Annotated in this window: 22 protein-coding genes and 2 tRNA genes; 9 read left to right on the top strand and 15 right to left on the bottom strand. The window is 71.6% G+C overall.

The genetic code is table 11. The features are described from left to right. Positions 1 to 32: 32 nt before the first annotated feature. The gene (locus tag OMK64_RS10020) at positions 33 to 281 is read left to right on the top strand and encodes a cell division protein CrgA (RefSeq protein ID WP_272727957.1); all 249 of its coding nucleotides are present in this window, start codon (positions 33 to 35) and stop codon (positions 279 to 281) included. A gap of 307 nt (positions 282 to 588) precedes the next feature. On the opposite strand, the gene OMK64_RS20885 is transcribed toward OMK64_RS10020, so the two are convergent. Continuing rightward, positions 589 to 1,380: a rhomboid family intramembrane serine protease gene (locus OMK64_RS20885; protein ID WP_308201781.1), complete on the bottom strand. Its 792-nt coding sequence runs from the start codon at positions 1,378 to 1,380 to the stop codon at positions 589 to 591. Between the two features lie 73 nt (positions 1,381 to 1,453). After that, complete coding sequence (locus tag OMK64_RS10010; protein WP_272727954.1) at positions 1,454 to 1,993, bottom strand: peptidylprolyl isomerase; 540 nt, start codon at positions 1,991 to 1,993, stop codon at positions 1,454 to 1,456. A 130-nt stretch (positions 1,994 to 2,123) separates the two neighbouring features. Between OMK64_RS10010 and OMK64_RS10005 the strand changes: the two genes are divergently transcribed. Then, the gene (locus OMK64_RS10005; RefSeq protein WP_272727952.1) at positions 2,124 to 3,128 is read left to right on the top strand and encodes a hypothetical protein; all 1,005 of its coding nucleotides are present in this window, start codon (positions 2,124 to 2,126) and stop codon (positions 3,126 to 3,128) included. A 237-nt stretch (positions 3,129 to 3,365) separates the two neighbouring features. Further along, positions 3,366 to 6,530, top strand: coding sequence for a glycoside hydrolase family 9 protein (locus OMK64_RS10000; RefSeq protein ID WP_272727949.1), 3,165 nt, complete (start codon positions 3,366 to 3,368; stop codon positions 6,528 to 6,530). A 199-nt stretch (positions 6,531 to 6,729) separates the two neighbouring features. Here the strand turns inward: OMK64_RS10000 and OMK64_RS09995 are convergent, their stop codons facing one another. Genes OMK64_RS09995 through OMK64_RS09985 form a run of 3 tightly spaced genes read right to left on the bottom strand, consistent with a single transcriptional unit; the run spans position 6,730 to position 9,337 of the window. Further along, entirely contained in the window at positions 6,730 to 7,566 is an 837-nt protein-coding gene (locus OMK64_RS09995) for an ABC transporter permease (protein ID WP_272727946.1), read from the bottom strand. Further along, entirely contained in the window at positions 7,563 to 8,417 is an 855-nt protein-coding gene (locus OMK64_RS09990; RefSeq protein WP_272727943.1) for an ABC transporter permease, read from the bottom strand. Before OMK64_RS09990 ends, OMK64_RS09995 begins: the two co-directional genes overlap by 4 nt. Beyond that, positions 8,414 to 9,337: an ABC transporter ATP-binding protein gene (locus tag OMK64_RS09985; RefSeq protein WP_272727940.1), complete on the bottom strand. Its 924-nt coding sequence runs from the start codon at positions 9,335 to 9,337 to the stop codon at positions 8,414 to 8,416. The genes OMK64_RS09990 and OMK64_RS09985 overlap by 4 nt, the downstream gene beginning before the upstream one ends. 165 nt (positions 9,338 to 9,502) lie before the next feature. On the opposite strand from OMK64_RS09985, the gene OMK64_RS09980 reads away from it, so the two are divergent. The 5 genes from OMK64_RS09980 to OMK64_RS09960 all read left to right on the top strand — a co-directional run bounded on the left by OMK64_RS09980 (position 9,503) and on the right by OMK64_RS09960 (position 13,515). Next, the gene (locus tag OMK64_RS09980; RefSeq protein ID WP_272727937.1) at positions 9,503 to 10,066 is read left to right on the top strand and encodes a hypothetical protein; all 564 of its coding nucleotides are present in this window, start codon (positions 9,503 to 9,505) and stop codon (positions 10,064 to 10,066) included. 50 nt (positions 10,067 to 10,116) lie between these two features. Next, positions 10,117 to 10,794, top strand: a complete 678-nt coding sequence (locus OMK64_RS09975; RefSeq protein WP_272727933.1) for a GNAT family N-acetyltransferase — start codon at positions 10,117 to 10,119, stop codon at positions 10,792 to 10,794. A gap of 131 nt (positions 10,795 to 10,925) precedes the next feature. Then, complete coding sequence (locus OMK64_RS09970) at positions 10,926 to 12,092, top strand: hypothetical protein (protein ID WP_272727931.1); 1,167 nt, start codon at positions 10,926 to 10,928, stop codon at positions 12,090 to 12,092. A 25-nt stretch (positions 12,093 to 12,117) separates the two neighbouring features. Beyond that, positions 12,118 to 12,999 carry a hypothetical protein gene (locus OMK64_RS09965; RefSeq protein WP_272727929.1) on the top strand — a complete coding sequence of 294 codons (882 nt, stop codon included), beginning with the start codon at positions 12,118 to 12,120 and terminating at the stop codon, positions 12,997 to 12,999. Between the two features lie 114 nt (positions 13,000 to 13,113). Then, on the top strand, positions 13,114 to 13,515 hold the full coding sequence (locus OMK64_RS09960) for an SRPBCC family protein (RefSeq protein WP_272727927.1): 402 nt from the start codon (positions 13,114 to 13,116) through the stop codon (positions 13,513 to 13,515). Positions 13,516 to 13,552: 37 nt separating this feature from the next. Here OMK64_RS09960 and OMK64_RS09955 read toward each other — a convergent pair whose 3' ends face one another. Next, positions 13,553 to 13,954, bottom strand: coding sequence for a very short patch repair endonuclease (locus OMK64_RS09955; RefSeq protein WP_272727925.1), 402 nt, complete (start codon positions 13,952 to 13,954; stop codon positions 13,553 to 13,555). 86 nt (positions 13,955 to 14,040) lie between these two features. Then, the gene (locus tag OMK64_RS09950) at positions 14,041 to 15,504 is read right to left on the bottom strand and encodes a DNA (cytosine-5-)-methyltransferase (RefSeq protein ID WP_272727922.1); all 1,464 of its coding nucleotides are present in this window, start codon (positions 15,502 to 15,504) and stop codon (positions 14,041 to 14,043) included. 252 nt (positions 15,505 to 15,756) lie between these two features. Here OMK64_RS09950 and OMK64_RS09945 point away from each other — a divergent pair, with 252 nt between their 5' ends. Then, entirely contained in the window at positions 15,757 to 17,196 is a 1,440-nt protein-coding gene (locus tag OMK64_RS09945) for a hypothetical protein (protein ID WP_272727921.1), read from the top strand. A 120-nt stretch (positions 17,197 to 17,316) separates the two neighbouring features. Here the strand turns inward: OMK64_RS09945 and OMK64_RS09940 are convergent. The 8 genes from OMK64_RS09940 to recF all read right to left on the bottom strand — a co-directional run bounded on the left by OMK64_RS09940 (position 17,317) and on the right by recF (position 25,842). Continuing rightward, positions 17,317 to 17,392, bottom strand: a tRNA-Ala gene (locus OMK64_RS09940). Positions 17,393 to 17,433: 41 nt separating this feature from the next. After that, positions 17,434 to 17,553, bottom strand: a complete 120-nt coding sequence (locus OMK64_RS09935) for a DLW-39 family protein (protein ID WP_210728157.1) — start codon at positions 17,551 to 17,553, stop codon at positions 17,434 to 17,436. Between the two features lie 22 nt (positions 17,554 to 17,575). Further along, positions 17,576 to 17,649 (bottom strand) — tRNA-Ile (locus tag OMK64_RS09930). 112 nt (positions 17,650 to 17,761) lie between these two features. After that, positions 17,762 to 18,691 carry a DUF3566 domain-containing protein gene (locus OMK64_RS09925; RefSeq protein ID WP_272727919.1) on the bottom strand — a complete coding sequence of 310 codons (930 nt, stop codon included), beginning with the start codon at positions 18,689 to 18,691 and terminating at the stop codon, positions 17,762 to 17,764. Continuing rightward, positions 18,688 to 21,300 carry a DNA gyrase subunit A gene (gene gyrA, locus OMK64_RS09920; RefSeq protein ID WP_272727918.1) on the bottom strand — a complete coding sequence of 871 codons (2,613 nt, stop codon included), beginning with the start codon at positions 21,298 to 21,300 and terminating at the stop codon, positions 18,688 to 18,690. Before gyrA ends, OMK64_RS09925 begins: the two co-directional genes overlap by 4 nt. Positions 21,301 to 21,381: 81 nt before the next feature. Further along, the gene (gyrB, locus tag OMK64_RS09915) at positions 21,382 to 23,430 is read right to left on the bottom strand and encodes a DNA topoisomerase (ATP-hydrolyzing) subunit B (RefSeq protein WP_272727917.1); all 2,049 of its coding nucleotides are present in this window, start codon (positions 23,428 to 23,430) and stop codon (positions 21,382 to 21,384) included. Positions 23,431 to 23,753: 323 nt separating this feature from the next. Then, positions 23,754 to 24,347, bottom strand: coding sequence for a DciA family protein (locus OMK64_RS09910; RefSeq protein WP_272727916.1), 594 nt, complete (start codon positions 24,345 to 24,347; stop codon positions 23,754 to 23,756). After that, positions 24,337 to 25,842 (bottom strand): DNA replication/repair protein RecF, encoded by a 1,506-nt coding sequence (gene recF, locus OMK64_RS09905; protein WP_272727915.1) that lies wholly within the window; start codon positions 25,840 to 25,842, stop codon positions 24,337 to 24,339. The genes OMK64_RS09910 and recF overlap by 11 nt, the downstream gene beginning before the upstream one ends. Between the last annotated feature and the right edge of the window lie 28 nt (positions 25,843 to 25,870).

Below are 25,870 nucleotides of genomic sequence, written 5' to 3'. Positions count from 1 at the left end.
GTCGCGCACCGCCGCTGGACAGGAGCCCGGACGTGCCTGAGTCGAGGTCGCGCAAGAAGGCCGCGTACATCCCGCCGCCCGAGAAGTCGGCCGGCCCCAAGCCGAACCCGCCGTGGTTCGTCCCCGTGATGCTGGGGCTGATGCTCGTCGGCCTCGTGTGGATCGTGGTCACGTACCTCACGGGCTCGGACTACCCGATCCCGGGCATCGGCCAGTGGAACCTCGCGGTGGGCTTCACGCTCATCATCGCGGGCTTCGGCATGACGACACGCTGGCGCTGACGCCGCGCGCAGGACGGGACGGCGGGGCTGGTCGACGACGACCGGCCCCGCCGTCGTCGTTCCCGCCGATGTCAGACCCTGCTCGTAGGGTCCTCACAGGCCGTACTGACGAAGGAATTCGGCGTCGTCTCCCCGTCCCCAAGGTTGCTCACAGCTGTGGAACTACAGCCGTGTAGTTATCCACATGGTTGTGCACCGCTGGGGACAGAGAGTGCGTTCGTGCAGGTCAACAGGCTGTGGACAGACCGTGCGTCGTCCACGCGTGACGCGCGCCACCTGGGGACGAGTCAGACGAGCCCGACGGGAGTCAGGCGAGTCCGACCGCCGAGTACGCGAGCCATGCGGCCGTGACCAGCACCCCCGCCACCACGAGCGGCGCGACGACGGCGACCTGCCGGCGCCGCTCCGCAGGTGCGTAGGCGTACGCCGCACCCAGCGCCAGGCCCGTGAACAGCCCGCCCAGGTGCGCGGGCCAGGAGATGCCGGAGACGACGAACCCGACGACGACGTTGAGCCCGATGACGACGAGGATCCCGCGCACGTCGCCGCCGAGCCGGCGCATCACGACGAGGACCGCGCCGAACAGGCCGAAGATCGCCCCCGACGCCCCGAGCACGCCGACGTTCCAGGCGTCGAGCGCGTCGGCGAGCAGGACGACGGCGACGGACCCGCCCAGGGCGCTCATCAGGTAGAGCGTGACGAACCGGGCCCGACCGAGCGCCTGCTCGAGGTACGGGCCGATCATCCACAGCGCGAGCATGTTGACGGCGAGGTGCACGACGCCGCCGGGGGAGTGCAGGAACGCCGCGGTGACGAACCGCCAGGGCTCGACCAGCCCGGCGAGCGGGCTGAACAGCCAACGGATCGTCCAGCCGGGCACGACCTGCTGCAGCACGAAGCTCACGACGCACAGGCCGATGATCGTCAGCGTGACGACGGGCCGGCCCTCGCGCCGGCGCCCGCCGAGCACCGTCCGCACGGGACGCGCGCCGCGCGACGCCTCCGCCACGCAGTCCACGCACTGCACGCCGACCGCGGCCTGGCGCTGGCAGTCCGGGCACACGGGACGGCCGCACCGCTGGCAGCGCACGTACGACACCCGGTCGGGGTGCCGCGGGCAGACCGGCGGTGCGGCCGCGTCGGGCGTGGGGTTCTCGGTGATGGGGACCCGCTCAGTCCTCGATCGAGACCGACTGCAGGACGATGTCCTGGACGGGACGGTCACCGGGACGCGTCGGCGCGGTGGCGATCGCGTCGACCACGGCGCGGCTCTCGTCGTCGGCGACCTTGCCGAAGATCGTGTGCTTGCCGTTGAGCCACGTCGTCGGCGCGACGGAGATGAAGAACTGCGAGCCGTTGGTGCCGCCGACCTTGCCCGTCGTCGGGTCCATGCGCTTGCCGGCGTTCGCCATCGCGAGCAGGTAGGGCTCGGAGAACGCGAGCTCGGGGTGGATCTCGTCGTCGAAGGTGTAGCCCGGGCCGCCGCGGCCCGTGCCGAGCGGGTCACCACCCTGGATCATGAAGCCGTCGATCACGCGGTGGAAGACGAGGTTCGAGTAGAGCGCGTCGGTGCGCTGCTCACCGGTCGCGGGGTCGGTCCACGGCTTGGAGCCGGTCGCCAGGCCGACGAAGTTCTCGACGGTGCGCGGCGCGTGGTTCGGGAACAGCTCGATCCGGATGTCACCGGCGGACGTGTGCAGGGTCGCGAACATGCCGACAGTCTCGCACGCAGCGCCGACGGTGCGAGAGGCGGACGGGTGCTCCGTCGCGCCGCCGGACTGCATCCCAGCAGGTCCGGTGGCAGAGTGGGACACCAGTGCCGCCGACCAGCGCGGATGGGTCATGCCCCACCCGCCCGCACAGCAGCCGGGAGAGACGATGGGCTTCAGCAAGAGCCGCACGACGATCGACGTGGACACCGAGCAGGTGAAGGAGCAGGCCGCCGAGCTGGCCGCCACGCTCGCCGACAAGGCGGCGCAGGCCAAGGTCGCGGCCGCGATCGGCGCGAAGGAAGCCGCCTCGAAGGCGTCCGACGCCGCCGTGCACGCGAAGGAGTGGACGACGCCACGCGTCGAGGCGTTCGTCGAGTGGCTGCTCCCGCGCGTCGAGCACGCGTACAAGGAGAGCGTCATCGCCGCGGCGCCCAAGGTCGAGCAGGCCGCCGCGAAGGCGTCGCCCGCGATCGACACCGCGCACGACAAGCTCGTGGACGACCTGCTGCCGCGCCTGGTGGCCGCGATGAACGAGGCCGCCGTCAAGGCCGGGGCCGCTGTCGAGAAGGCCGCGGACGTCTCGTCCGACACGAGCAAGAAGGCCGCGAAGCGCGCCGCCAAGGCCGCGGCCGCTGCTGCTGCCGCGGCTGCGGCTGCCGAGCGCGAGCGCAAGCACACGGGCGCGAAGGTGTTCTGGGTCGTCGCGGGCGTCGCGGCGGTCGGTGCCGCGGCCGTCGCGTGGAGCCGGTCGCGGTCGCAGGTCGACCCGTGGGCCGAGCCGTGGGAGCCGTCCGACTCGCTCGGGTCCTCGACGCACGACTTCAAGTCGCGCGCGCAGGAGGCCCGCCACGACCTGACGGACAAGGTCGGGGACGCGGCGGACGCCGTGGGGGAGGCCGCAGGAGCCGCCGTCGCCAAGGGTCGGGACGCGACCCGCAAGGCGGCGGAGAAGGTCGCGGAGGCCCGCGAGGACCTCACGGAGAAGGTCGCCGAGGCCAAGGACGGCGCCTCGGAGGCCGCGAAGCGCGTGCGCCGCACCGCGCCGAAGACGGTCGACGCCGGTTCCGCCGAGCCGACTCCGGACCCGGTCGTCAACCCGACGACGGACGACGAGAAGGGCACGCCCTCGGCCTGACCCGAATCCCCGGCCACGTGCCGGGCTGCAGGTTCCCACGCCCTCCGCCGGCCTCGAGCCCGGGGGGCGTGGTGCTGTCCGGATCCGGGCGTCATGGCAGGTGGGCGGCCCTGAATCGTTTAGGCCGTTGACCGGTACAGCGTGGCCTGCGGACGATGCGCCAGGCGCGTCGTGCCGGAGCGACAGCGGTCAGCACGGGACGCCGTCCACCACTCCCGTGCCCGGAAGAGGACCCTCATGCTCGGCCATGCCACGGCGCCACGCGCGCCCCGATCCCGCGGACGCACCGCGACGGCGGGAGCCTCCGCCCTCGCCGTCGCCGCCGGGCTGCTCGTCGCCCCGCTCGCGACGTCCGCGAGCGCCGCCCCCGCGTACAACTACGCCGAGGCGCTCCAGAAGTCGATGTTCTTCTACCAGGCGCAGCGCTCCGGCGACCTGCCCGACAACTTCCCCGTCTCGTGGCGCGGCGACTCCGGCCTGACCGACGGCGCCGACGTGGGCAAGGACCTCACGGGCGGCTGGTACGACGCGGGCGACCACGTGAAGTTCGGCCTGCCGATGGCGTTCAGCGCGACGATGCTCGCGTGGGGCGCGATCGACAGCCCCGGCGGGTACACGAAGGCCGGCCAGCTCGACGAGCTCAAGGACAACCTGCGCTTCGTCAACGACTACTTCGTCAAGGCGCACACCGCACCCAACGAGCTGTACGTGCAGGTCGGCGACGGCGAGGCGGACCACAAGTGGTGGGGTCCCGCGGAGGTCATGACGATGGCGCGGCCGTCGCACAAGATCACCGCCTCCTGCCCCGGGTCCGACGTCGCCGCCGAGACCGCGGCGTCGCTCGCGTCCGCGTCGATCCTGTTCAAGGGCGACGACCCGACGTACGCCGCGTCGCTCGTCACGCACGCGAAGCAGCTCTACGCGTTCGCCGACCAGTACCGCGGCAACTACTCCGACTGCGTCACCGCCGCCTCCGCGTACTACAAGTCGTGGTCCGGCTACCAGGACGAGCTCGTCTGGGGCGCGTACTGGCTCTACAAGGCGACGGGTGACGCGTCGTACCTGAGCAAGGCGGAGACCGAGTACGACAAGCTCGGCACCGAGAACCAGACGACCACCAAGAAGTACAAGTGGACCGTCGCGTGGGACGACAAGACGTTCGGCGCGTACGCGCTGCTCGCGATGGAGACGGGCAAGCAGAAGTACGTCGACGACGCGAACCGCTGGCTCGACTACTGGACGGTCGGCGTCAACGGCCAGAAGGTGCCGTACTCGCCGGGTGGCATGGCCGTCCTCGACTCGTGGGGCGCGCTGCGCTACGCCGCGAACACGTCGTTCGTGGCGCTCGTCTACTCCGACTGGCTCACCGACGCGACCCGCAAGGCCCGGTACCACGACTTCGGCGTGCGCCAGATCAACTACGCGCTCGGCGACAACCCCCGCAAGTCGTCGTACGTCGTCGGCTTCGGCACCAACCCGCCGACCATGCCGCACCACCGCACCGCGCACGGGTCGTGGCTCGACTCGATCACCACGCCCGCCGCGTCGCGGCACGTGCTGTACGGCGCGCTCGTCGGCGGCCCCGGCTCGCCCAACGACGCCTACACCGACAGCCGCCAGGACTACGTCGCCAACGAGGTCGCGACCGACTACAACGCCGGGTTCACGAGCGCGCTCGCGCGGCTCGTCGACGAGTACGGCGGCACGGCGCTGGCGTCGTTCCCGACGCGCGAGGCGCCCGACGGCGACGAGATCTTCGTCGAGGCCATGCTCAACCAGCCGCCGGGGACCACGTACACCGAGATCAAGGGGATGATCCGCAACCAGTCGGCGTTCCCGGCGCGTGCGCTGAAGAACGGCAAGCTGCGCTACTGGTTCACCACGGACGGCTTCTCGGCGTCCGACGTCACGCTGTCGTCGAACTACTCGGAGTGCGGCGCGCAGTCCGGCAAGGGCGTCAGCGCGGGCGGCAACCTCGGCTACGTCGAGCTCTCGTGCGTCGGCCAGAACATCCACCCGGGCGGCCAGTCGCAGCACCGGCGGGAGATCCAGTTCCGGCTCACCGGCCCGACCGGGTGGAACGCCGCGAACGACCCGTCCTTCGCGGGCCTCGGCTCGACCGCGCTGGCCAAGACGGCGGCGATCACGCTCTACGACGGCAGCACGCTGATCTGGGGCAAGGAGCCGACCGGCACCACGACCGACACGACCGCCCCGACCGTCCCGGGCACGCCCGTCGCGTCGGGCATCACGACCGTCGGCGCGTCGCTGACCTGGGCGGCGTCCACCGACGCCGGCTCGGGTGTCGCCGGGTACGAGCTGTACCGGGTCCAGGGGTCGACGCAGACGCTCGTCGGCACCACGACCGCGGCGGCCTACATCCTGCGCGACCTGACGCCCGGCACGTCGTACTCGTACGTGGTGAAGGCCAAGGACGTCGCCGGCAACGTGTCCGCCGCGTCCGCCGCGGTCACGTTCACGACCGAGACGCAGGGCACGACCGAGCCGCCGACGACGCCGGGCACGCCTGTCGCGTCCGCGGTCACGTCGACCGGTGCGACCCTCACGTGGGCCGCGTCGACGGGCACCCCGGCCGTCAGCGGCTACGACGTGCTGCGGGTGCAGGGCACGACGACGACCGTCGTCGCCACGACGACCGGCACGACGTACACGCTGACCGGCCTCACGCCAAGCACCGCGTACACGTACGGCGTGCGGGCGAAGAACACGGCCGGTGACGTCTCCGCGGTCTCCGCCTCGGTGACGTTCACCACGACCGCACCGCCGGTCGACACCACCGCGCCGACCGTCCCGGGCACGCCCGTCGCGTCGAACGTCAGCACGAGCGGTGCCACCCTCACGTGGACCGCGTCGACCGACACGGGCGGCAGCGGCCTGTCCGGCTACGAGGTGCTGCGGGTCAACGGGACGACGCAGACGCTCGTCGCGTCGCCGACGACCGCGTCGGCGGTCCTCACCGGCCTGACGCCCGACACGGCGTACACGTACGTAGTCCGGGCCAAGGACGCCGCGGGCAACACCTCGGCGGCCTCGGCTGCGGTCACGTTCACGACGCTGCCGACGACCACCACGGCGTCGTGCAAGGTCACCTACACGGCGAACTCGTGGAACACCGGCTTCACCGGCGCGGTGAAGATCACCAACACCGGCACGAGGCCGCTCACCTGGACCCTCGGGTTCACCTTCTCCTCTGGCCAGCAGGTCACGCAGGGCTGGAGCGCCACCTGGTCGCAGACCGGGACGACGGTCACCGCGACCGGCGCGTCGTGGAACGCCACGATCCAGCCGGGCCAGAGCACCGACATCGGGTTCAACGGCTCCCACCCCGGGACCAACACCAACCCGACGTCGTTCACCGTGAACGGTGAGGTCTGCGGCTGACCCGCTGACCTCAGGGCGACCGCCACGGTCGACGGGCCCGGCGCACCTCGGGGTGTGCCGGGCCCGTTCGTCATGCCGGACGGGCTGCCGCCGTCGAGCGGGTGCGACGTCGACGCGAGAGTGCGACATCGATGTGTCCCTCTCGCGCGGATGTCTCGCTCCCCGCCGACGTCGCGATCTCGTCGTCCGCGCGGGGGGGTCAGTCGAGGAAGAGGGCGCGCAGGCGCGTCGTGGTGAACGCGACGCCCAGGACGACCATGCCGATGAAGTACGCGACGTGCCCCCACATGACGGGGGACAGCTCGCCGGTCGTCAGGCCGCGGACCAGCTCGACGCCGTGCCACAGGGGCAGCGCCTTGATGAACCACTGCACGGCCTCGGGGTAGACGGTCAGCGGGTAGAACGTGGCCGAGAACAGGAACATCGGGAGCATGACGAAGTTGATCCAGTCCATCTGCTGGAAGGTCTTCATGTAGCTCGTGACGGCCATCCCGACGGACGCGAACCCGAAGGCGATGAGCAGCAGCGCGGGCAGCGACAGGAACGCCGTCCAGGCCAGGTTGAGCCCCATGACCTGCATGACCGTGAGGAACCCGAGCGCGTAGACCCCGCCCCGGAGCAGCGCGTACGAGATCTCGCCGAGCGCCACGTCGAGCGGACCGATCGACGTCGCGAGCATCGCGTCGTAGATCTTGCCGAAGTGCATCTTGAAGAAGACGTTCCACGTCGAGTCGTACACGGCGCCGTTCATCGCCGACACCGCGAGCAGCGCGGGTGCGACGAACGCGGCGTACGAGATCGTCTCGCCCGACGCCATCGTGACGTCGCCGACGAACGTGCCGAGGCCGTAGCCCATCGCGAGCAGGTAGAACACGGGCTCGAAGAAGCCGGACAGCACGATGACCCAGTTGCCGGACCGGGTCGCGCGCAGCCCGCGCTCGACGACGGCGCCCGCGTTGCCCGCGTAGAGCGCGCGCACGCCGCCGCGGGCCCGTCTGCGCGGTGCAGGGCGGGTGGTGGCGGTCGTCGTCGTCATCCGCGCAGCCTCCGCGTGAAGATCCGGCCCGCGACGAGACCGCCGACACCCGCCATGAGCAGCAGGATCGCGAGGTGGACGCCGATGGGCCACGCGCCCGGCGCGGAGCCGTAGCTGAGCGACCGCCCGATCTCCGAGGCGTGCCACACGGGCGAGATCCAGCCGATCCACTGGAACGCGAGCGGCACCGAGTCGAGCGGGTAGAACGTGCCGGAGAACAGGAACATCGGCGTGAACACGAATCGCTGGATCAGCGCGAACTGGCCGCGGTCGTCCTCGATCGACGCCGAGTACGCCATGACGGGCAGGCCGAACGCGAGGCCGCCGAGGATCCCGACCAGCGGGATCAGCAGGCCGGACACCGGGTCGCCGACGGCGCCGAACGCGACCATGAGCGCGTAGTAGACGACCACCGTGAACAGCATCCGTCCGACGCACGCCACCACGACGCCCGTCGCGATCTGCGGCGGCGACACCGGCGACGCGTTGGGCGCGTAGTACAGCCGCCGCCACTTGAACCCCGACATCACCGCGTACGTGAACTCGTCCATCGCGACACCGACCGCGGCGGTGACCAGCAGCGCGGGCGCCACGAACGTCACGTAGTCGACCGGGCCGTCGGGACCCTCCGCGACGGACACGTCGAGGAACGCGGCCAGGCCGAGCCCGATGCCCAGCAGGTACAGCAGCGGCTGCCCGACGCCGCTCGCGACGATCGTCCAGCCGTACGCCTTCATGCTGCGCAGCTGCGCCTCGGCGACGTACCACCAGCCGAAGCGGCGGGGCAGGACGCCGGCGTCGAGCGCGCGCTGCGCGGCCGGCGTCGGCGTCGGGGTGCTCGTCGTCGTCATTCGATGAGGCTCCGCCCCGTGAGGCGGAGGAACACGTCCTCCAGGCTGGACCGGCGGACCAGGCTGGTCGTCGGCTCGAGGCCCAGCGCGAGCACCTTCTCGACGACCGCCTCGCCGTCGTCGGCGTAGAGCAGCACACGGTCGGGCAGCACCTCGATGCGCTCGGTGACGCCGTCCATGCGCTCGGCGGCCTCGGCGTTGCGGCTCGACCCGAACCGCAGCTCGACGACCTCGCGCGTCGAGTACTGCCGGATCAGCTCCGCCGGGCTGCCCTCGGCCATGATCCGGCCGTGGTCGACGACGACCAGCCGGTCGCACAGCTGCTCGGCCTCGTCCATGTAGTGCGTCGTGACGACGAGCGTCGTGCCGCGCTCCTTGAGCCGGAACAGCCGGTCCCACAGCACGTGCCGCGCCTGCGGGTCGAGGCCTGTCGTCGGCTCGTCGAGCATGAGGATGCGGGGCTCGTTGATGAGCGCCCGCGCGATCGTGAGGCGACGCTTCATGCCGCCCGACAGGTTGTCGGTCTTGACCTTCGCCTTCTCGGTCAGCTGCGCGAACTCGAGCAGCTCGTCGGCGCGCTCGGCGCAGACGCGGCGGGGGAGGCCGAAGTAGCGGCCGTAGACGAGCAGGTTGTCCCGGACGGTGAGCTCGGTGTCGAGGTTGTCCTCCTGCGGCACGACGCCGAGCTGCGAGCGGATCTCCGGGCCGTGCGTGTCCGGGTCGAGGTCGAGCACGCGCAGGTCGCCACCGGACCGCGTCGAGACGGCGCCGACCATGCGCATCGTCGTCGACTTGCCCGCACCGTTCGGCCCGAGCAGGCCGAAGGACTCGCCCGACGCGACCTCGAAGTCGACGCCGGCGACGGCGACGAGGTCGCCGAAGGACTTGGTGAGGCCACGGGCGGTGATGACAGGTGTCACAGCGGACCAACCTAGACGCCGGGACCCACACAGTCGACGGCAAACCCGACCGGTCGGTAACCGGGTCGCGCGAGGTGCGCGACAGATGCCTGTCGCAGGCGGGGCCGCGCTGTCGCGGGCCGGTGGTCCCGCAGCGCGGGCACGTCGGGGGAGTACGGTCCGCGCATGCTGCTCGCCGACCTGCAGGCCCGTCTCCGGATCGCGTTGACGAACACGCTCGTCGACCAGTGGACGCTCTTCGCGCCGTCGTCGGGCACCAGCCGGCCCAGCCCGCGCACCATCTCGTTCCACCTCGGGTGGGCGTTGCGCGGCACGGTCGAGCGCACGTGGGACGTCGACGCGGAGTACGACCGGTCGGGCATGGTCCTCGAGTCGTCCGTGCGGCTCGACGAGGGGACGGCACGCGCCCCGCACCTGATCGTCCACCGCCGCGGTCGCCTCGGCCCCGAGCACAACCTGCTGCTCGTCGAGCTGAGCGCCGACGCCGCGGACGCCCCCGGCTCGCTCGACCTCGCGACCGCGCAGGCGCTCCAGCGGCGCTTCGGCTACCGGTACGGCGTGCTGCTCGACCTGAGGCTCGCCGAGCAGGGCACCACGGCCCGCGTCGCACCGCACTGGCAGTGGACGACCCTCGAGGACGGCGCCGTCACGCCCGAGCCCGAGGCCGTCTACGACGGCGACGTGCTGACCGCCATCACCGACCGGGCACGTGGCGGCGACGCCTGGTGACGACGGCAATCGGGTTGCCCGGCGGCTCGCCGGTCGACACGCTGACCGGCATGACGACCCCCTTCGTCGACCTGTGGCCCCTCGCCGGCGTCCGCGTCACGAGCGGTGACCTCGAGCTCCGCTACCTCGACGACGACCTGCTCGCCGACCTGGCGCGCCTCGCGGCCGACGGCGTCCACGGTCCCGACCTCATGCCGTTCTCCGTGCCATGGACACGCGGCACCCCCGCGGAGGTCGCCCGCAGCGTCCTCACGTACCAGTGGGGCAACCGCGCCTCGTTCTCGGTCGACGACTGGCGCGTCGAGCTCGGCGTCGTCCGCGACGGCGAGGTCCTCGGCATCCAGGGCGCGTACGCCAAGCACTTCCCGCTGCTCCGCACGGCCGAGACGGGCTCGTGGCTGGGCCTGCGACACCAGGGCGCCGGCGTCGGCACCCGCATGCGGCTCATGATCCTGCACCTGCTGTTCGACGGGCTCGGCGCCGAGCGGGCGACGACCGGCGCGTTCGCCGACAACGTCCGGTCGCTCGGTGTGACCCGTCGCCTCGGCTACGCCGACAACGGTGCGGACCCGATGGTGCGCGACGGCGAGGCCGCGCTGAACCGTCGGTTCGTCATGACGCGTGAGCAGTGGGAGGCCCGACCCGAGGCGATGCGGCCGCCCGTCACGCTCACCGGCGTCGAGGCCCTGCGCGCCGAGCTCCTTCCCGCGACCGCCGCTGACGACTGACCCTGCCCTTTCGGGCAGCGACGGGTGCCCGAATCGGCGGCCGACACCCCGTTGCGAGGGCAGCGGCGCCGTCGGCACGCTGGACGCATCCTCCGGGCGTCGACGCGCGGAGCGACCAGGGGAGGCCGGTCATGACGCAGAGCCGCGCCCACCGCCCGCAAGGCGGCCCGCTCGACCACGACCGCGGCGACGCGCCCGCCCACGGCCTCGCCGCCCGCACCCCGCCCCGGCCCGCGGCGGTCCCCGACACCACGACCGCCGCGGTCGTCACAGCGGGGCACCGCCCCACGCGTCGCACCGTGACGGTCCTGCAGCGCACCGCAGGCAACCGCGCGGTTGCCGGGCTGCTCGACCGGTCCCGGCCGCCGCTCGAGCGCACCGGCGACCCGCAGCGCGACGACGACCACCGTGCCGGCCGCGGTCAGGACGAGCGCCGGACCGACCGACGCGGCGGCGCTCGTGCGGCCGCACCGCAGCGGTTCAGCACGACCGACAGCGCCGTCGCGAACGTCGCGTCGGTGTTCGGCGCCACCGCGCGCGGCGGCGCCGCGTCCGTGATGGGCGCCGTGACGTTCGACTCGAGCGCGTTCAGCGCCGCCGTCGCCCGGCCCCTGGCGGTCACCAAGACCGGCACCGACCTCGACCTCTCCTCCGCGACCTACACGGCGAGCGGCACGGTACGGGCGTCCGGCCCGGCCGCGCGCGTCGGGCGGTACGAGATCGGCTTCCTGCAGACGGTGTACGAGTCGTCGCGGAACTTCTACTACGAGCCCACCGGCCACACCCCGGGTCTGCTCGCGCGCATCGCCCCGACGATCTTCGGCGAGCGCACCAAGGTGTCCGACACGTGCAGCACGCTGCCCGTGCGCGACGGCGACGCGGGCTTCCGTCCCTGGTACGGACCGGAGACGGTGTTCTCCTTCAGCGCGACCGACCCCAGCACCCAGAACACGTCGATGCAGGACACTCCCTCCACCAACCAGCCGTGGACCGTCGGGTCCGGCACGGCCACGCAGCACCTGGTGCGGACCGACGGTCGCGACCGGTTCCGCAGCTGGCTCGCCGTCAAGGACACGTCGTCGACGACCGCGATCATGCTCAACTACGCCGACTGGCTCGTGGACTACGGCACGACCGTCGCGTTCAACTCCGCGTCGCCCGCCGCGAGTGTCGTCACGCCGTCCGCCACGTCCGGTGCGAGGGTGACCGGGACGGGCGACAGCACCGGCGGGCAGTGGCCGCTGCACAACGACCCCGTCGCCAACGACGTCGCGACCAACGTCCAGTCGAACTGGTGAGGTCGCGCGACCGGGAGGTGGACGCATGAGCAGGCGGTCCGCGGGACCACGACGCACCCCGGCCGCGCGTTCCTGGCTCGACGCCGTCGAGTCGGCGTCCGCGGCCTTCACCGGCACGGCCCGTCTGACCGACGAGCGACCCGTGCCCGCCGGCGCGACGCCCTTCCGCGGCGACGGCTTCGCGCTGGACGTCGAGGTCGTCCCCGACCAGCCGGTGTTCGGCACGGCCCCCGACGGCCCGCTCACCGTCGGGCTCGTCACCGCCCGACCGCCCGACCGCCGCGAGCCGCCCGGCGCCCCGCGGTTCCCCCCCGACTCGCTGCGTGAGATCCCCTACGCCGACCAGGCGCTCCCCGGCGCCGACGACGCGGTGCTCGTCGTCGCCACCGACCCGGTCGTGGTGCGCGGGCTGCTGCTCCCCGACGACGACCTGCCTGCCGCGATCGCCACGATCCGCGGGTGGGTCGACGCGCGCGCCGACGAGGCCACCGTGCTCCGCGACCTCGTCACGGCGACCTCGCCCGTCGCCGTCGTCGCGGGCTTCGAGCTGCTCCTGCGCACGACCGACGACGTCGCGGGCCTCATCGAGCGATTCCTCCGACTGCCGGGTCTCCCAGGCGGCGCCGTCCGGGGCATCGTCGCGCTCCTGCACGCGCGCCCGCTCACCGACGCGGAGACCGTCGACGTCGCGACCCGCCTGCTCGGCGCCCTCGCCGACACGCACGACCCCGAGGCGCTCGTCGCCTACCTCGGCTGGTTCGACGCCCATCGCGGCCGCTACGGCGACGACGTGGCCGTCCGCGTCCGTGTGCAGGTCGCGCGCGTCGTCGACCGGACGTTCGACGGCCCCGACGGCGACGCCTGGCACCAGGAGGTCGCCCGCTACGCCGAGCCGTTCAGCACCTGACCCGCGCCTGCGTCACGGCGCCGGTCCGCTCCCCGAGCGCGGCTGTGCCCGTCCTCTCACGGCTCGCCATTCCGCCCACCGGCCGGTGTCACCGCCTCGTGGCACCATCGCCGCATGACGACGAGGACGCGCCACCTCAGCGTGCACATCGACCGCCCGATGCCCGCGGTCTACGCGTTCGCCTCCGACCCCGCCAACCTGCCGCGCTGGGCGCCGGGCCTCGGCTCCGACGTCGTGCACGAGGACGGCGAGTGGTACGTCGAGACCGCCGAGGGCCGCGTCCGGGTGCGGTTCGCGCCGGCGAACCCGTTCGGGGTGCTCGACCACGAGGTCCTGACACCGTCGGGCGACACCGTCCACGTCCCGCTGCGCGCCATCCCCGACGGCGACGACGCGTGCGACGTGGTCTTCACCCTCCGTCCGACCCCCGGCATGACCGACGCCGAGCTCGACCGCGACGAGTCCCTGGTCCGCACCGACCTCGCCCTCCTCAAGTCCCTCCTCGAGGGTCGGTAGCCGGCCACACCCTGAAAGCCGGATGCGATCGGCGCCGTCAGTCCTCGTTCACCAGAGACGAGGAAGAGGCGGCCCGTCGAACCGCTGCCTCGACACGATCGGCCGCGGAGCAGGAAACCTCGTGCTCCCAGACCCGCACGACCGTCCAGCCGTGCTCCTCCAGAAGGCGATCGGTGTCCCTGTCGCGGGCATAGTTGGCGGCGAGCTTGGCGGTCCACCACTGGCTGTTCGCCCGCGGCTTCGTCCCATGCTCCGGGCAACCGTGCCAGAAGCAGCCGTCGACCAGGACCGCGACCCTCGCCCGTGTGAACGCCACGTCGATCGTCCGCCGTCGCTGGCCCGGTACCGGGTACGCGACCCGGTACCGCAGCCCGCGCCGGTGCAGCTCGCGCCTCAACGCGAGCTCAGCCGCGGTGTCACGCCGCTTGGCGGTGCTCATCCGCCGTGACACGTCAGGCGACGATGCGCCCGGGTGTGCGGGCACATGCTGCGGAACCGCGGGCGAGCGCTCCACCTGGGCTGCCGTCAGACGGCGACTGCCTCGAGCATCGAGTCGGCGTAGCGTCGCTGACCCGCCGCGACGACGCGCTCGAGACGCTCGTCGGGGCTCGACGGGGCCTCCTCGGCGATGGCCCTGAGCAGCTCGCGGCCCTGCCGGGTCGTCTGAAGAATCGCGCGGTCGCGCTCGACGTGCGCCCGCAGCATGTTCCACACCGCCCCGATGTTCACGCCGTTGCCCAACTGCTTGTAGGTCGCCGCGTCCGTCTGGGCCCCGAAGTCGAAGTTGTCCGGGAACCCCTGGAGCCGCGCGGCCTCCTTCGTCGACAGTCGGCGTCGGAGACGGCCGATGATCGAGGTCTGGGTGATCGCCACGAGAGCCGGAAGATGCGTCGGGCGCTTCGCGCGGATGCCAGACGGTCGGAGCTGCAGCACGCAGTCCCACAGCGTCTCTGTCTGCTGAGCCTGCCACTCGAGCTTCCGCCGTGACGCGGGGAACGATGCGACGTCGTGGCGCTCGAGCCACCGGTCGAGCTGCGCCTTGTAGCGCGTGTAGAACCAGGCGTTCTTGACCAGGAAGGCCTGCTTCCAGGCCGGGACGTCCTCCCACCGGTCGGGGAGGTCGCCCTGGTGTCGGTAGGGCACGCGTGCTGCACCCGCCGCCCACGCCTCGAGGTCCTCGGACTTCACCCAGCGGTCGACCCAGATCGGGAACCCGGGCAGGGCCGCCTCCCGTTGCGTGTCGGTGTGCGCGGCACGGACGACGGGCCACATGGTCGTCACGAAGTCGTCCCAGGCGTCGATCCACTCCACCTCGTCGGGCGTGAGGGCTGTGCCCGGCACGACGCCGCCGTCGAGCGGCAGGTCCGCAGCCAGATCCCACTCCTCGCCTCCGCGCAGAGAGACATGCTCCAGCGGCGGCCTCGCGACCACGCCGTCGAGTAGGCCGTCCGGGTCGTAGGTCGCCGTGATGAACACGCGCTCACGAACCTGAGGACGTCCGCCCCGCTCCAACGGCAGAAGGTGCGGCGAGAAGACTGCGGGCGTCTCCGACACGCGATAGCCCTCAGCACGGAGCGTCTCGATGATCACGTCCCACTCGTGCTTGTGCCGTGGGCCGGCCAGGTTCCGGACGTTCTCCAGCATGACGATCGTCGGGTGGTGCGCCTGGACGATCTTGAGGATGTTCCAGTAGAGCGTGCCCCGCGTCTCCTCCATGCCACGCTGCGCACCCGACTTCGAGAACGGCTGGCAGGGGAAGCCTGCGGCCAGGACGTCGTGCGGAGGGACGTTCATCGTGACGTCATTCGCGTCTTTCGTGATGTCTCCGAGCGGAGAGTGGCCCCAGTTGCGCTGGTAGACCCTAGAGGCGGCGGCGTCGATCTCGACGGAGTAGACGCACTCGCCCCCGAAGGCCTCCAGCGCCGCAGCGAAGCCCCCGATGCCGGCGAACAGGTCGATGTACCTGAACGCCGCGCTCGCCGTGCTCATCCGATCTCCATCCTCGAAGCTTGACAGCTCAGGCACCCGGCGCGCAACCCGGCGCGCGGCCCAAACTCGGACAGCTTAGCTTGCCCGTCTGACATCGCGCGGCCAGTGCGCCGCCAGGCCGAGGACCGCCCCACCAGCCACGGCTCTCGTCTGTCGTCAACCGGCGAGCACACCGTCGTTCCGCAGGTCAGGAGGCGAGCCGTCGGTGGGTCGACGGCTGGCCGGTACGTCGGGTCGCTAGGGTGCCTGCCCATGGCAGAGCGTCCGTCACGAGGGCCCGTCGACCGGCCCTTCTTCCTTCCGGCTGAGACGGCGGGTGAGGCGATCACACGGATCTACTCGCTGACCGGTGCCGCCGACGCGGGCACGCGCGGTGAGAAGCGAGCGGTGGTGGCGCTGAGGGACGCGCTGGGTGTCGACGTCGACACCGGTGCCACGAGCGACGTCATGGGCGCTGCCATCGCTGAGGTGCTGGGGGTGCCGTGGGTACCCGCCCTCTATCTCGAGAAGCACAAGCTCACGCTCGGCGGACTCAATGCGCTCCTCGAGGGTGCCACGGACGCCTACCACGACGGCTCCCTGCGGCAGCTAGAGGCCATGCGCCCAGACCTGCTCAGTGGTCCTGAGTGGGCAGCGTTCAATCCAGCGCGCTCGAAGATCGAGGCCGTCAACCGGATCTCTCTGCTGACGGATTCCGGCCCCGAGTACCTCGGCCCGGGCGGCAAGGAGCACAAGCGTGTGCTCATCAACCTCGTGAACGGAATGGGACTCCACATCCCGATCACGACGAAGCACGGTACGGCGGCGGCGCTCGCGCGCGAGTTCGGCGCTCCGTGGGCCGACTCTTGCGTCTCGACGCAGGGCACGATCACGCTCAGTGGGCTCAACGTGCTGCTCGCCGGTGCGGAACGCCGGTTGGGGAAGCTGGGCGTCGCCCGCGCGGCGCTGTTCGGAACTCCGGAACAAGAAGGCGCAGCGCTCGCTGCCGCCCTGCTCACCGGCTGGCGGCCGACGCGCCAGGCAGACGGATCCAGTCGTGTGGTGTGGGACGCGAGACAGTGCGTCCAATGGATGAAGCGCCAGGGCATCACCAAGGGCCCCAACGAGAACGAGTGGCAGGGCTTCTACTTCGAGCACCGTGGTGTTGAGATCCTCAACGCCGCGTTCACCCCGATCACGAACCCGCCGCGGAGCCGCTACGAGAACACATCATTCGACTACTCGCTCCGATACGTGTGGGACCTGAAGGCCCACACTGAGTCGCAGATCCTGCCCGTCAGCGGCAAGTCCAAGCCAGGTCTGCCGGGCGCTCCGCTGAACGACCAGCTGGCGATGCGAGCATGCATCGAGGACCAGGGCTTGGGCTTCCTGATGCTGGGTGGACGCGCGGTCATGGACGAGGACCGTGCGTTCTACCAGTGGCACCGCACGTTCAAGGGTAGGGAGCCAGCGCCGAGCAACACCGGGCGGTCGACCATGCGCAAGGCGGCGTTCGAACCTCTCCACGTCGAGGCGTTCTGGTTCGCCAACATCGAGGCGCTGGACGCTGCATACGCGAGCGGTCTCATCAAGGACTTCTCCCAAGGTCGACAGTCGCGGGGCGCCACTCGCAAGTTGAAGTACGAGCTGAACGCACGCAAGGCGCGAGCCGCTGGGCTTTCGGTCGCTCGTCACGACTGGCCGCACGACTGAGCCAGTCCGGGTCTGCTCCGCGTGGCTCAGCAGAATGGATGGGCATCAGACTGGCTCGATCGGCCGGCCTGTGGTCGGACAGACGAAGACCGCAGACGCGCGCCAGCGGCCCTTCGTTCGTGGTGGAGCCAAGGGGACTCGAACCCCTAACCCCCTGCTTGCAAAGCAGGTGCGCTACCAATTGCGCCATGGCCCCCGGTGCCGCCCGGAGGGCGGCGATCACGTGGGGGGAGGCCGTCACTCGAAGGTGTCGGTGACCTCGGACCAGAGGTCCCGCTCGTCCTGGTCCTGCTGGTACTTCTGCCAGAGGACGTAACCGACGGCGGCGACCGCCACCACGAGCAGGAGCTTCTTCATCGGATCCCCCACGGGTCGGGAGTGGGCCTAACAGGACTTGAACCTGTGACCTCTTCCTTATCAGGGAAGCGCTCTAACCGTCTGAGCTATAGGCCCGTGTCGCTTCCGCACGTGCGAACACGTGCGCTGCGCGCCGGACGAGACTACCCCAGCCGAGGTGTCCCGCCCAAACCGGCCCCCGCGCGGGCGGCAGGCCGGCCGATCGAGGTCACTCGTCGGTCATGGTCACGTGCACGCCGCCGACGAGCGCCGCCACGATGTTGTAGAGGAACGCCCCGATCGTCGAGAGCGCGGTCAGCAGGAAGACGTCGATGACGGCGATGAGCGTCGCACCCGAGACCACCCGCCGGAACTCGACGTACTGGAGGATGTTGATCGAGCTCTCCTCGCCGGTGATCTGCTTGACGAGGTTGTTCGCCTCGGTGAAGACGTGCAGACCGTCCAGCGTCAGCCAGATCACGGCCGCCGCGACGACGATCATGATGCCGATCGCGACGGACAGCAGGAACGACAGCTTCATGACCGACCACGGGTCGATCCGCGAGACCGCGAGGCGCACGCGCCGCGGGCCGCCGACCGTCGGGATGCGCCCGGTCGCCGGGCGGACCTGGGAGGTCGCACCGGTCGCGGAGGGGCGGGTCGACGTGCGGGCCGCCGTCGGTGACGTGGCGGCGGCGGGAGCCGGTGCCGAGCTGCTCATGGTCGGGTCCTCGGTACGGGGTCGGGTGACCGAGGCGAACGCGGCGCTGGTCGCGCCGGCCGCCTTCTTGAACCACACGGTCGCGGTGTCGACCGCCACCATGAGGGGCGAGGGCTGCTCGCCCTCGTCGGACGCGGACGTGGAGGCGGCCGTCGACGCGGACGTGCGGGGAGGGACCCCTGTCGACGCACGGTACGGCGGCTCGTCACGCTTGGGGATCGACACGCCGTCGGGCTCGCTGCTCGGCTTCTCGTCGGCCGGTGCGGGCCGGGCGGGCTTCGACGCCGACGACGCCGACTCGGCGCGGCCGTTGCCGTTGCGTGCCGCCGTCGGCGACTTCGCGGTCGACTTCGCACCCGTCGACGACCCCGGACGTGCCGTGGTCGGGGTCGTCGGCCGCAGGCGCGGCGGGATCGAGGGCGGAGTCGAGTCGGTCATGCGTCCTCCGAGGACTGGTCGGCGACGGCCTGCTCACCGGTCGCGTCGTCCGCACCGGGGGCCCCCGAGGCGTCCGGTTCGTCGGATCCCTGGCCGTTCTCGCCGCCCACGGTACCGGCATCCTCACCGAGGTGTCGCTCAGTGTTGCGGGCGACGGCGATGATCCGGTCGCCCGGGTCCGGCTTCGCGAAGATGACGCCCTGGGTCGTGCGACCGGTCGCGTTCACCTCGGCCGTCGCGGAGCGGACGATCTTGCCGCGCTCCATGATGACGAGCACCTCGTCGTCCGTGTCGGTCACGAGCGCGCCGACCAGGTCGCCGTTCGCCTCGGGCAGGTTCGCGACCTTGATGCCGAGGCCACCGCGGCCCTGCTGCCGGTAGTTCTCGACGGTGAGCGCGGTGCGCTTCGCGATGCCGCCCTCGGTGACCGTGAACAGGAACGCGTCCTCGCGGACGACGTCCATCGCGAGCAGCTCGTCGTCGCCGCGGAACTTCATGCCGGTGACGCCGGACGTCGCGCGGCCCATCGGTCGCAGCGCCTCGTCCGACGCGGTGAAGCGCACCGACTGCCCCTTGCGGGACACGAGGATGAGGTCCTGGTCGGAGTTGACGAGGCGCGCGGCGACGAGCTCGTCGGGCCGGCCCTCCTCGTCCTCGCGCAGGTTGATGGCGATGACACCGCCCGAGCGGTTCGAGTCGTACTCCGTCAGACGCGTCTTCTTCACGAGGCCGCGCTGCGTCGCGAGCACGAGGTGCTCCGCCTGCTCGTAGTTCCGCACGTCCAGGACCTGCGCGATCGTCTCGCCCGGCTGGAACGCCAGCAGGTTCGCGACGTGCTGGCCCTTCGCGTCGCGGCCGCCCTCGGGCAGCTCGTACGCCTTCGCGCGGTAGACGCGGCCGAGGTTCGTGAAGAACAGCAGCCAGTGGTGCGTCGTCGTGACGAAGAAGTGGTCGACGATGTCGTCCTCGCGCAGCTGCGCACCGCGCACGCCCTTGCCGCCACGACGCTGCGCCCGGTAGCTGTCCGAGCGCGTGCGCTTGGCGTAGCCGCCGCGGGTGATGGTGACGACCATCTCCTCCTCGGCGATGAGGTCCTCGACGGACACCTCGCCGTCGAACGGGAGGATCGTCGTGCGCCGCTCGTCGCCGTACTTGTCGACGATCGCCTGGAGCTCGGTGCTCACGATGTCGCGCTGACGCTGCTCGGAGTCGAGGATCGCGTTGTACTCGACGATCTGCGCCTCGAGCTTGGCGTGCTCGTCCATGATCTCCTGGCGCTGCAGCGCGGCGAGGCGGCGCAGCTGGAGGTTGAGGATGGCCTGCGCCTGCTGCTCGTCGATGTCGAGCAGCTCGATCAGGCCGGCACGTGCCTGGTCGGCGTCGGGGGAGCGGCGGATGAGCGCGATGACCTCGTCGAGCGCGTCGAGCGCCTTGAGGTAGCCGCGGTAGAGGTGGATGGCCTCCTCGGCCTTCCGCAGCCGGTACCGGGTGCGCCGCTGGATGACCTCGAGCTGGTGCGTCGTCCAGTGCCGCACGAACGCGTCGATGCTGAGCGTGCGCGGGACGCCGTCGACGAGCGCGAGCATGTTGGCGCCGAACGTGTCCTGCAGCTGCGTGTGCTTGTAGAGGTTGTTGAGCACGACCTTGGCGACCGCGTCGCGCTTGAGCACGATCACCAGGCGTTGGCCGGTGCGGCCCGACGTCTCGTCGCGGATGTCCGCGATCCCCGAGACCCGGTTCTCCTTGACGAGGTCCGCGATCTTCTTCGCGAGCGTGTCGGGGTTCACCTGGTACGGCAGCTCGGTCACGACCAGGCAGATGCGGCCCTGGATCTCCTCGACGTTCACGACCGCGCGCATCGTGATCGAGCCGCGGCCCGTCCGGTACGCCTCGTCGATGCCGCGGTGGCCGAGGATCGTCGCGCCCGTCGGGAAGTCCGGGCCCTTGATCCGCTGCAGGAGCGCCGCGAGCAGCTCCTCCTTCGACGCGTCCGGGTGGTCGAGGTACCACTGGACGCCGTCGGCGACCTCGCGCAGGTTGTGCGGCGGGATGTTCGTCGCCATGCCGACCGCGATGCCCGCCGAGCCGTTGACCAGCAGGTTCGGGAAGCGGCTGGGCAGGACCAGCGGCTCCTGGGTGCGGCCGTCGTAGTTGTCGCCGAAGTCGACGGTGTCCTCGTCGATGTCCCGCACCATCTCCATCGAGAGGGGGGCCATCTTGCACTCGGTGTACCGCGGGGCCGCGGCCGGGTCGTCACCCGGGGAGCCGAAGTTTCCCTGGCCCGCGACCAGCGGGTACCGCAGCGACCAGTCCTGCACCAGACGGACCAGCGCGTCGTAGATCGCCGAGTCGCCGTGCGGGTGGTACTTGCCCATGACGTCGCCGACGACGCGGCTGCACTTCGAGAACTGCCGGTCCGGGCGGTAGCCGCCGTCGTACATCGCGTACAGCACGCGACGGTGGACCGGCTTGAGGCCGTCGCGCACGTCGGGCAGCGCGCGGCCCACGATGACGGACATCGCGTAGTCGAGGTACGACCGCTGCATCTCGAGCTGCAGGTCGACCTGCTCGATGCGGCCGTGCTCGATCTGGTCCGGGGTCTCGGTCACGGGGTTCCTTCTGTCGTGCGGCGGGGGAGGACGTGGGGGCGGGCGCGCGACGCCGGGTGGCGGCCGGCGCGCCCGGCTCCGTCAGATGTCGAGGAAGCGCACGTCCTTCGCGTTCCGCTGGATGAACGAGCGGCGGGACTCGACGTCCTCACCCATGAGGACCGAGAAGATCTCGTCCGCCGCCGCGGCCTCGTCGAGCGAGACCTGCAGCAGCGTGCGGTGCTCGGGCGACATCGTGGTCTCCCAGAGCTCCTGGTAGTCCATCTCACCCAGACCCTTGTACCGCTGGACCGCGTTCTCCTTCGGCAGCCGCTTGCCGGCGGCCTGGCCGTCCTTGATGAACGCGTCGCGCTCACGGTCCGAGTACACGTAGTCGTGGTCCGCGTTCGACCACTTGATCCGGTACAGCGGCGGCTGCGCGAGGTACACGTGACCCTGCGTGATGAGCTCCGGCATGTAGCGGAACAGCAGCGTCAGCAGCAGGGTCCGGATGTGCTGCCCGTCGACGTCCGCGTCGGCCATCAGGACGATCTTGTGGTACCGCAGCTTGGCCAGGTCGAAGTCCTCGCCGATGCCCGTCCCGAACGCCGTGATGAGCGCCTGGACCTCCTGGTTGCCCAGCGCCCGGTCGAGGCGCGCGCGCTCGACGTTGAGGATCTTGCCGCGGATCGGGAGGATCGCCTGCGTCCGCGGGTTGCGACCGCGCACGGCCGAGCCGCCGGCGCTGTCGCCCTCGACGATGAAGACCTCGCACTCCTCCGGCCGGTTGCTCTGGCAGTCCTTGAGCTTGCCCGGCATGCCGCCCGACTCCAGCAGGCCCTTGCGTCGCGTCGCCTCGCGCGCCTTGCGGGCCGCCATGCGCGCCGCGGCCGCCTGGATCGACTTGCGGATGACGTCGCGCGCCTCGGTCGGGTGCGAGTCCAACCAGTCGCCCAGCCGCTCGTTCACCACCTTCTGCACGAACGTCTTCGCCTCGGTGTTGCCGAGCTTCGTCTTCGTCTGGCCCTCGAACTGCGGCTCGCCGAGCTTGACGGAGATGACGGCCGTCAGGCCCTCGCGGATGTCGTCACCCGTGAGGTTCTCGTCCTTCTCCTTGATGATGTTCTTCTCGCGGGCGTACCGGTTGATCAGCGACGTCATCGCCGCCCGGAAGCCCTCCTCGTGCGTGCCGCCCTCGGTCGTCGAGATCGTGTTCGCGAACGTGTGCACCGACTCCGAGTACGCGCTCGTCCACTGCAGCGCGATGTCGACCGAGATGCGCCGCTCGGTGTCCTCCGACGTGATCTCGATGACGTCCGGGTGGACGAGCTCGACCTTCTTCGCCGCGTTGAGGTGCGCCACGTAGTCGACCAGGCCGCCGTCGTACTTGTACGTGACGGTCCGGTGCTGCGGCGTGTCGACGGGCTGGTCCTCGTCCTGCACCGGCTCCGCGTCCGTGACCTCGTCCTCGGTGCCCGTGTGCTGCGGCCGCTCGTCGGTGAGCGTGATCTTCAGGCCCTTGTTGAGGAATGCCGTCTGCTGGAAGCGCGAGCGCAGCGTCTCGAAGTCGTAGTCGACCGTCTCGAAGATCGTGGAGTCGGCCCAGAACGTCTGGCTCGTGCCCGTCTCCGTCGTCGGCTCGCCCTGGCGGATCGGACCCGTCGGCCTGCCGCCGTCCTCGAAGTCCATCTCCCACGCGTAGCCGTCGCGCTTCACGACCGAGTGCACCCGGCTGCTCAGCGCGTTGACGACCGAGATGCCGACGCCGTGCAGACCGCCCGACACCGCGTAGCCGCTGCCGCCGAACTTGCCGCCCGCGTGCAGGATCGTCATGACGACCTCGAGCGTCGGCTTGCCCTCCGTCGGGTGCAGCTCGACCGGGATGCCGCGGCCGTTGTCGTCGACGCGCACGCCGCCGTCCGCCAGCAGCGTCACCTCGATCGCGTCGCAGTACCCCGCGAGCGCCTCGTCGACCGAGTTGTCGACCACCTCGTAGACCAGGTGGTGCAGGCCGCGCGCGCCCGTCGAGCCGATGTACATGCCGGGCCGCTTGCGGACCGCCTCGAGTCCCTCGAGGACCGTGATCGCGCTGGCGTCGTACCCGCCGGCGGTGGACGCGTTGTTCGGCGGGGTCGTGCTCTCGTCGGCCACGGGCGGGTGTACTCCTCAAGCTCTCACACGCGACAGAGCGCCCCGCCACGGACCTCGGAGGGCGGATCACCCCAGGAGACTGGAGTTCTCGGCTCTGGTACCGGCGCAAGCGCGCCAGAATTGACGTTCACAGTCTACCTGGACCCCGGCCCGTTACCCCTCGTGTCGACGTCGGCGGAGGAGGGAAGTTGTGGCGGGTTCCGTGACGACGCCCGCGCCGGCCCTCCCGTCACGCACGTCGGCCGGGCGCCCGACCGTCGTGACGCCCACCGTCCGTTCGCGCGCACCGTCGGTTCGCGCCCACGCGCCTGCCCGCTCCCACGTCAGCCGAACGTGTCCCGCGGGCCCCGACCCGCGACCCGACGCTTGCCGCGCCCGAAGCCCGGACCCGACGGGCCGAGCACCGTGATCTCCGCGACCACACCCTCGCCGAGCTCCTCGGCGAACCGCCGCAGCATCGTCGGCACCGCCCACGTCAGGTTGGTCGCCCAGCTCGTCGAGCTCGCCTGCACCGTCAGCACGCCCGCTTCCAGCGACACGTACGCGCAGTGCTCCGCGACCTGCGGGCCGACGAGCTCCGCCCACCGGTGCTGCACCGTCCCCGACACCAGGCCCGATCCCCAGCCGAACTGCCCCACGAGCGCACCGAGCGTGTCGCCCACCGCCTGCGGGTCCCGCGCGCCCGGTCCCGCCGTGCCCGGGTTGACGTCGACCAGCGGCCGGCGGCGCGGTGCGTCGCCCGGCCGGATGCCCTTCGCGCGCGCCGCCTCGCGCGCGCGGTTCAGCGCCGCAGCCGCGACCTGACGCTCCGGGACCAGGTCCACCACCTGGCGCAGCGGGACGCCGTCCGCTGCAGGCCGCCGCACCGGGGGCAGCAGGGCGTCGCCGGCCGGGTCCTGCTCGCGGTCAGAGGACACGGGCGACCTCCCCGCCCATCACGTCCACGCGGGCTCCCGCGAGCGGTTCGGGGACGTCCTCCGCGACCGCCGCGGTCACCAGCACCTGGCGGGCCGTCGCGACCAGCTCCGCGAGCCGGTCGCGACGGCGCGCGTCGAGCTCCGCGAACACGTCGTCGAGGATGAGGACGGGCTCGCCGTCCGGTCCCCAGTCCGCGCCACGGCCGAGCCAGTCCGTCGCCGCGGGCTCGGCCACGGCGCGGGGCGGTGCGCCGCCGTCCGGTGTGTCGCCCGCCGCCGCCCCGTCGGCCTCCGATGCTTGCGCGATCCGCGGACGCTCGACGCCGTCACCGCTGCCCGTCGCGGCGGAACCGCTGCCGGTCGCGACCGGGCCGCTGCCGGTCGCTGCCGCAGCGCCGCCCGTCGGGGCGGCAGCGCTGCCGGCCTCGTGCGCCGGCGCCACGCGTGCGGCCGCGGGGGCCGGGACGCCGTCGGTGAGCAGCGCGTACGACGCCAGCCGCAGCGCCAGTGCGTACGACCACGACTCCCCGTGGCTCGCGTACCCCTTCGCGGGCAGGCCGCCGAGCGTCAGGACGAGGTCGTCGCGGTGCGGCCCGACCAGGCACACCCCCCGCTCGACCTCCTTCGGGCGGAGCCGGCCCATCGCCTCGAGGAGCTGCGCCTCGACCAGACGCGCCGTCGCCGGGACGTCCGAGGTCGACGCTGCGCTCCCGCCCGACGCGGGCGCCCCGTCGTCGCCACCCCGGCCCCGTCCGTCATCGGCGAGCGCCGCGTCGAGGCTCGCGCGGTACGTGATGACCGCCTCACCCTGACCCGCACTGACCTGCGCGTACGACGCCGCCACGTGCGGGGCGAGAGCCGCGACGAGCGCGCGCCGAGCGACCACGAGCTCCGCACCCGTCTGCGCCAGCTTCGCGTCCCACACGTCGAGCGTCCGCAGGTCGGCCGTGCCGCGGCCGCCCCGCATCGCGGCGCCCGCCGTCTTGAGCAGTGCCGACCGCTGCCGCAGCACCCGCTCGTAGTCCTGCACCGTGCCGGCGAACCGGGGGACGAGCTGCACGAGCAGGTCGTCGAGGAAACGGCGACGCCCGTCCGGGTCGCCCTTCACCAGCGACAGGTCCTCCGGCGCGAACAGCACCGTGCGGAGGATCCCGAGGATGTCGCGCGCCCGGCCCGGCGACCCGCCGTTGACCCGAGCCCGGTTCGCCTTGCCCGGCGTGACCTCGACCTCGACGAGCGTCGCGCGCGGGTGCCCCGGCTCGAGCTCACGCACGACGCGCGTGCGCACCACCGCGCGGCCCGCGCCCGCCCGGACCAGAGCCGCGTCGGACGGCACCCGGTGGCTGCCGAGCGTCGCGACGTACCCGATCGCCTCGACGAGGTTCGTCTTGCCCTGTCCGTTCGGCCCCACGAGCGCGGTGATCCCCGGCTCGAGGGGCAGCTCGACCTGCGCGTAGGAGCGGAAGTCGGTGAGCGACAGGTGGGCGACGTACATCGGGTCTCTTCGTGCTGGGGCTGGTCAG

The sequence above is a fragment of the Cellulomonas fimi genome (assembly GCF_028527925.1).
GTDB classification, from domain to species: Bacteria; Actinomycetota; Actinomycetes; order Actinomycetales; family Cellulomonadaceae; genus Cellulomonas; species Cellulomonas fimi_C.
The sequence above is the reverse complement of the archived record's forward strand: the minus strand, read 5'-3'. Positions and strand labels throughout refer to the sequence as shown.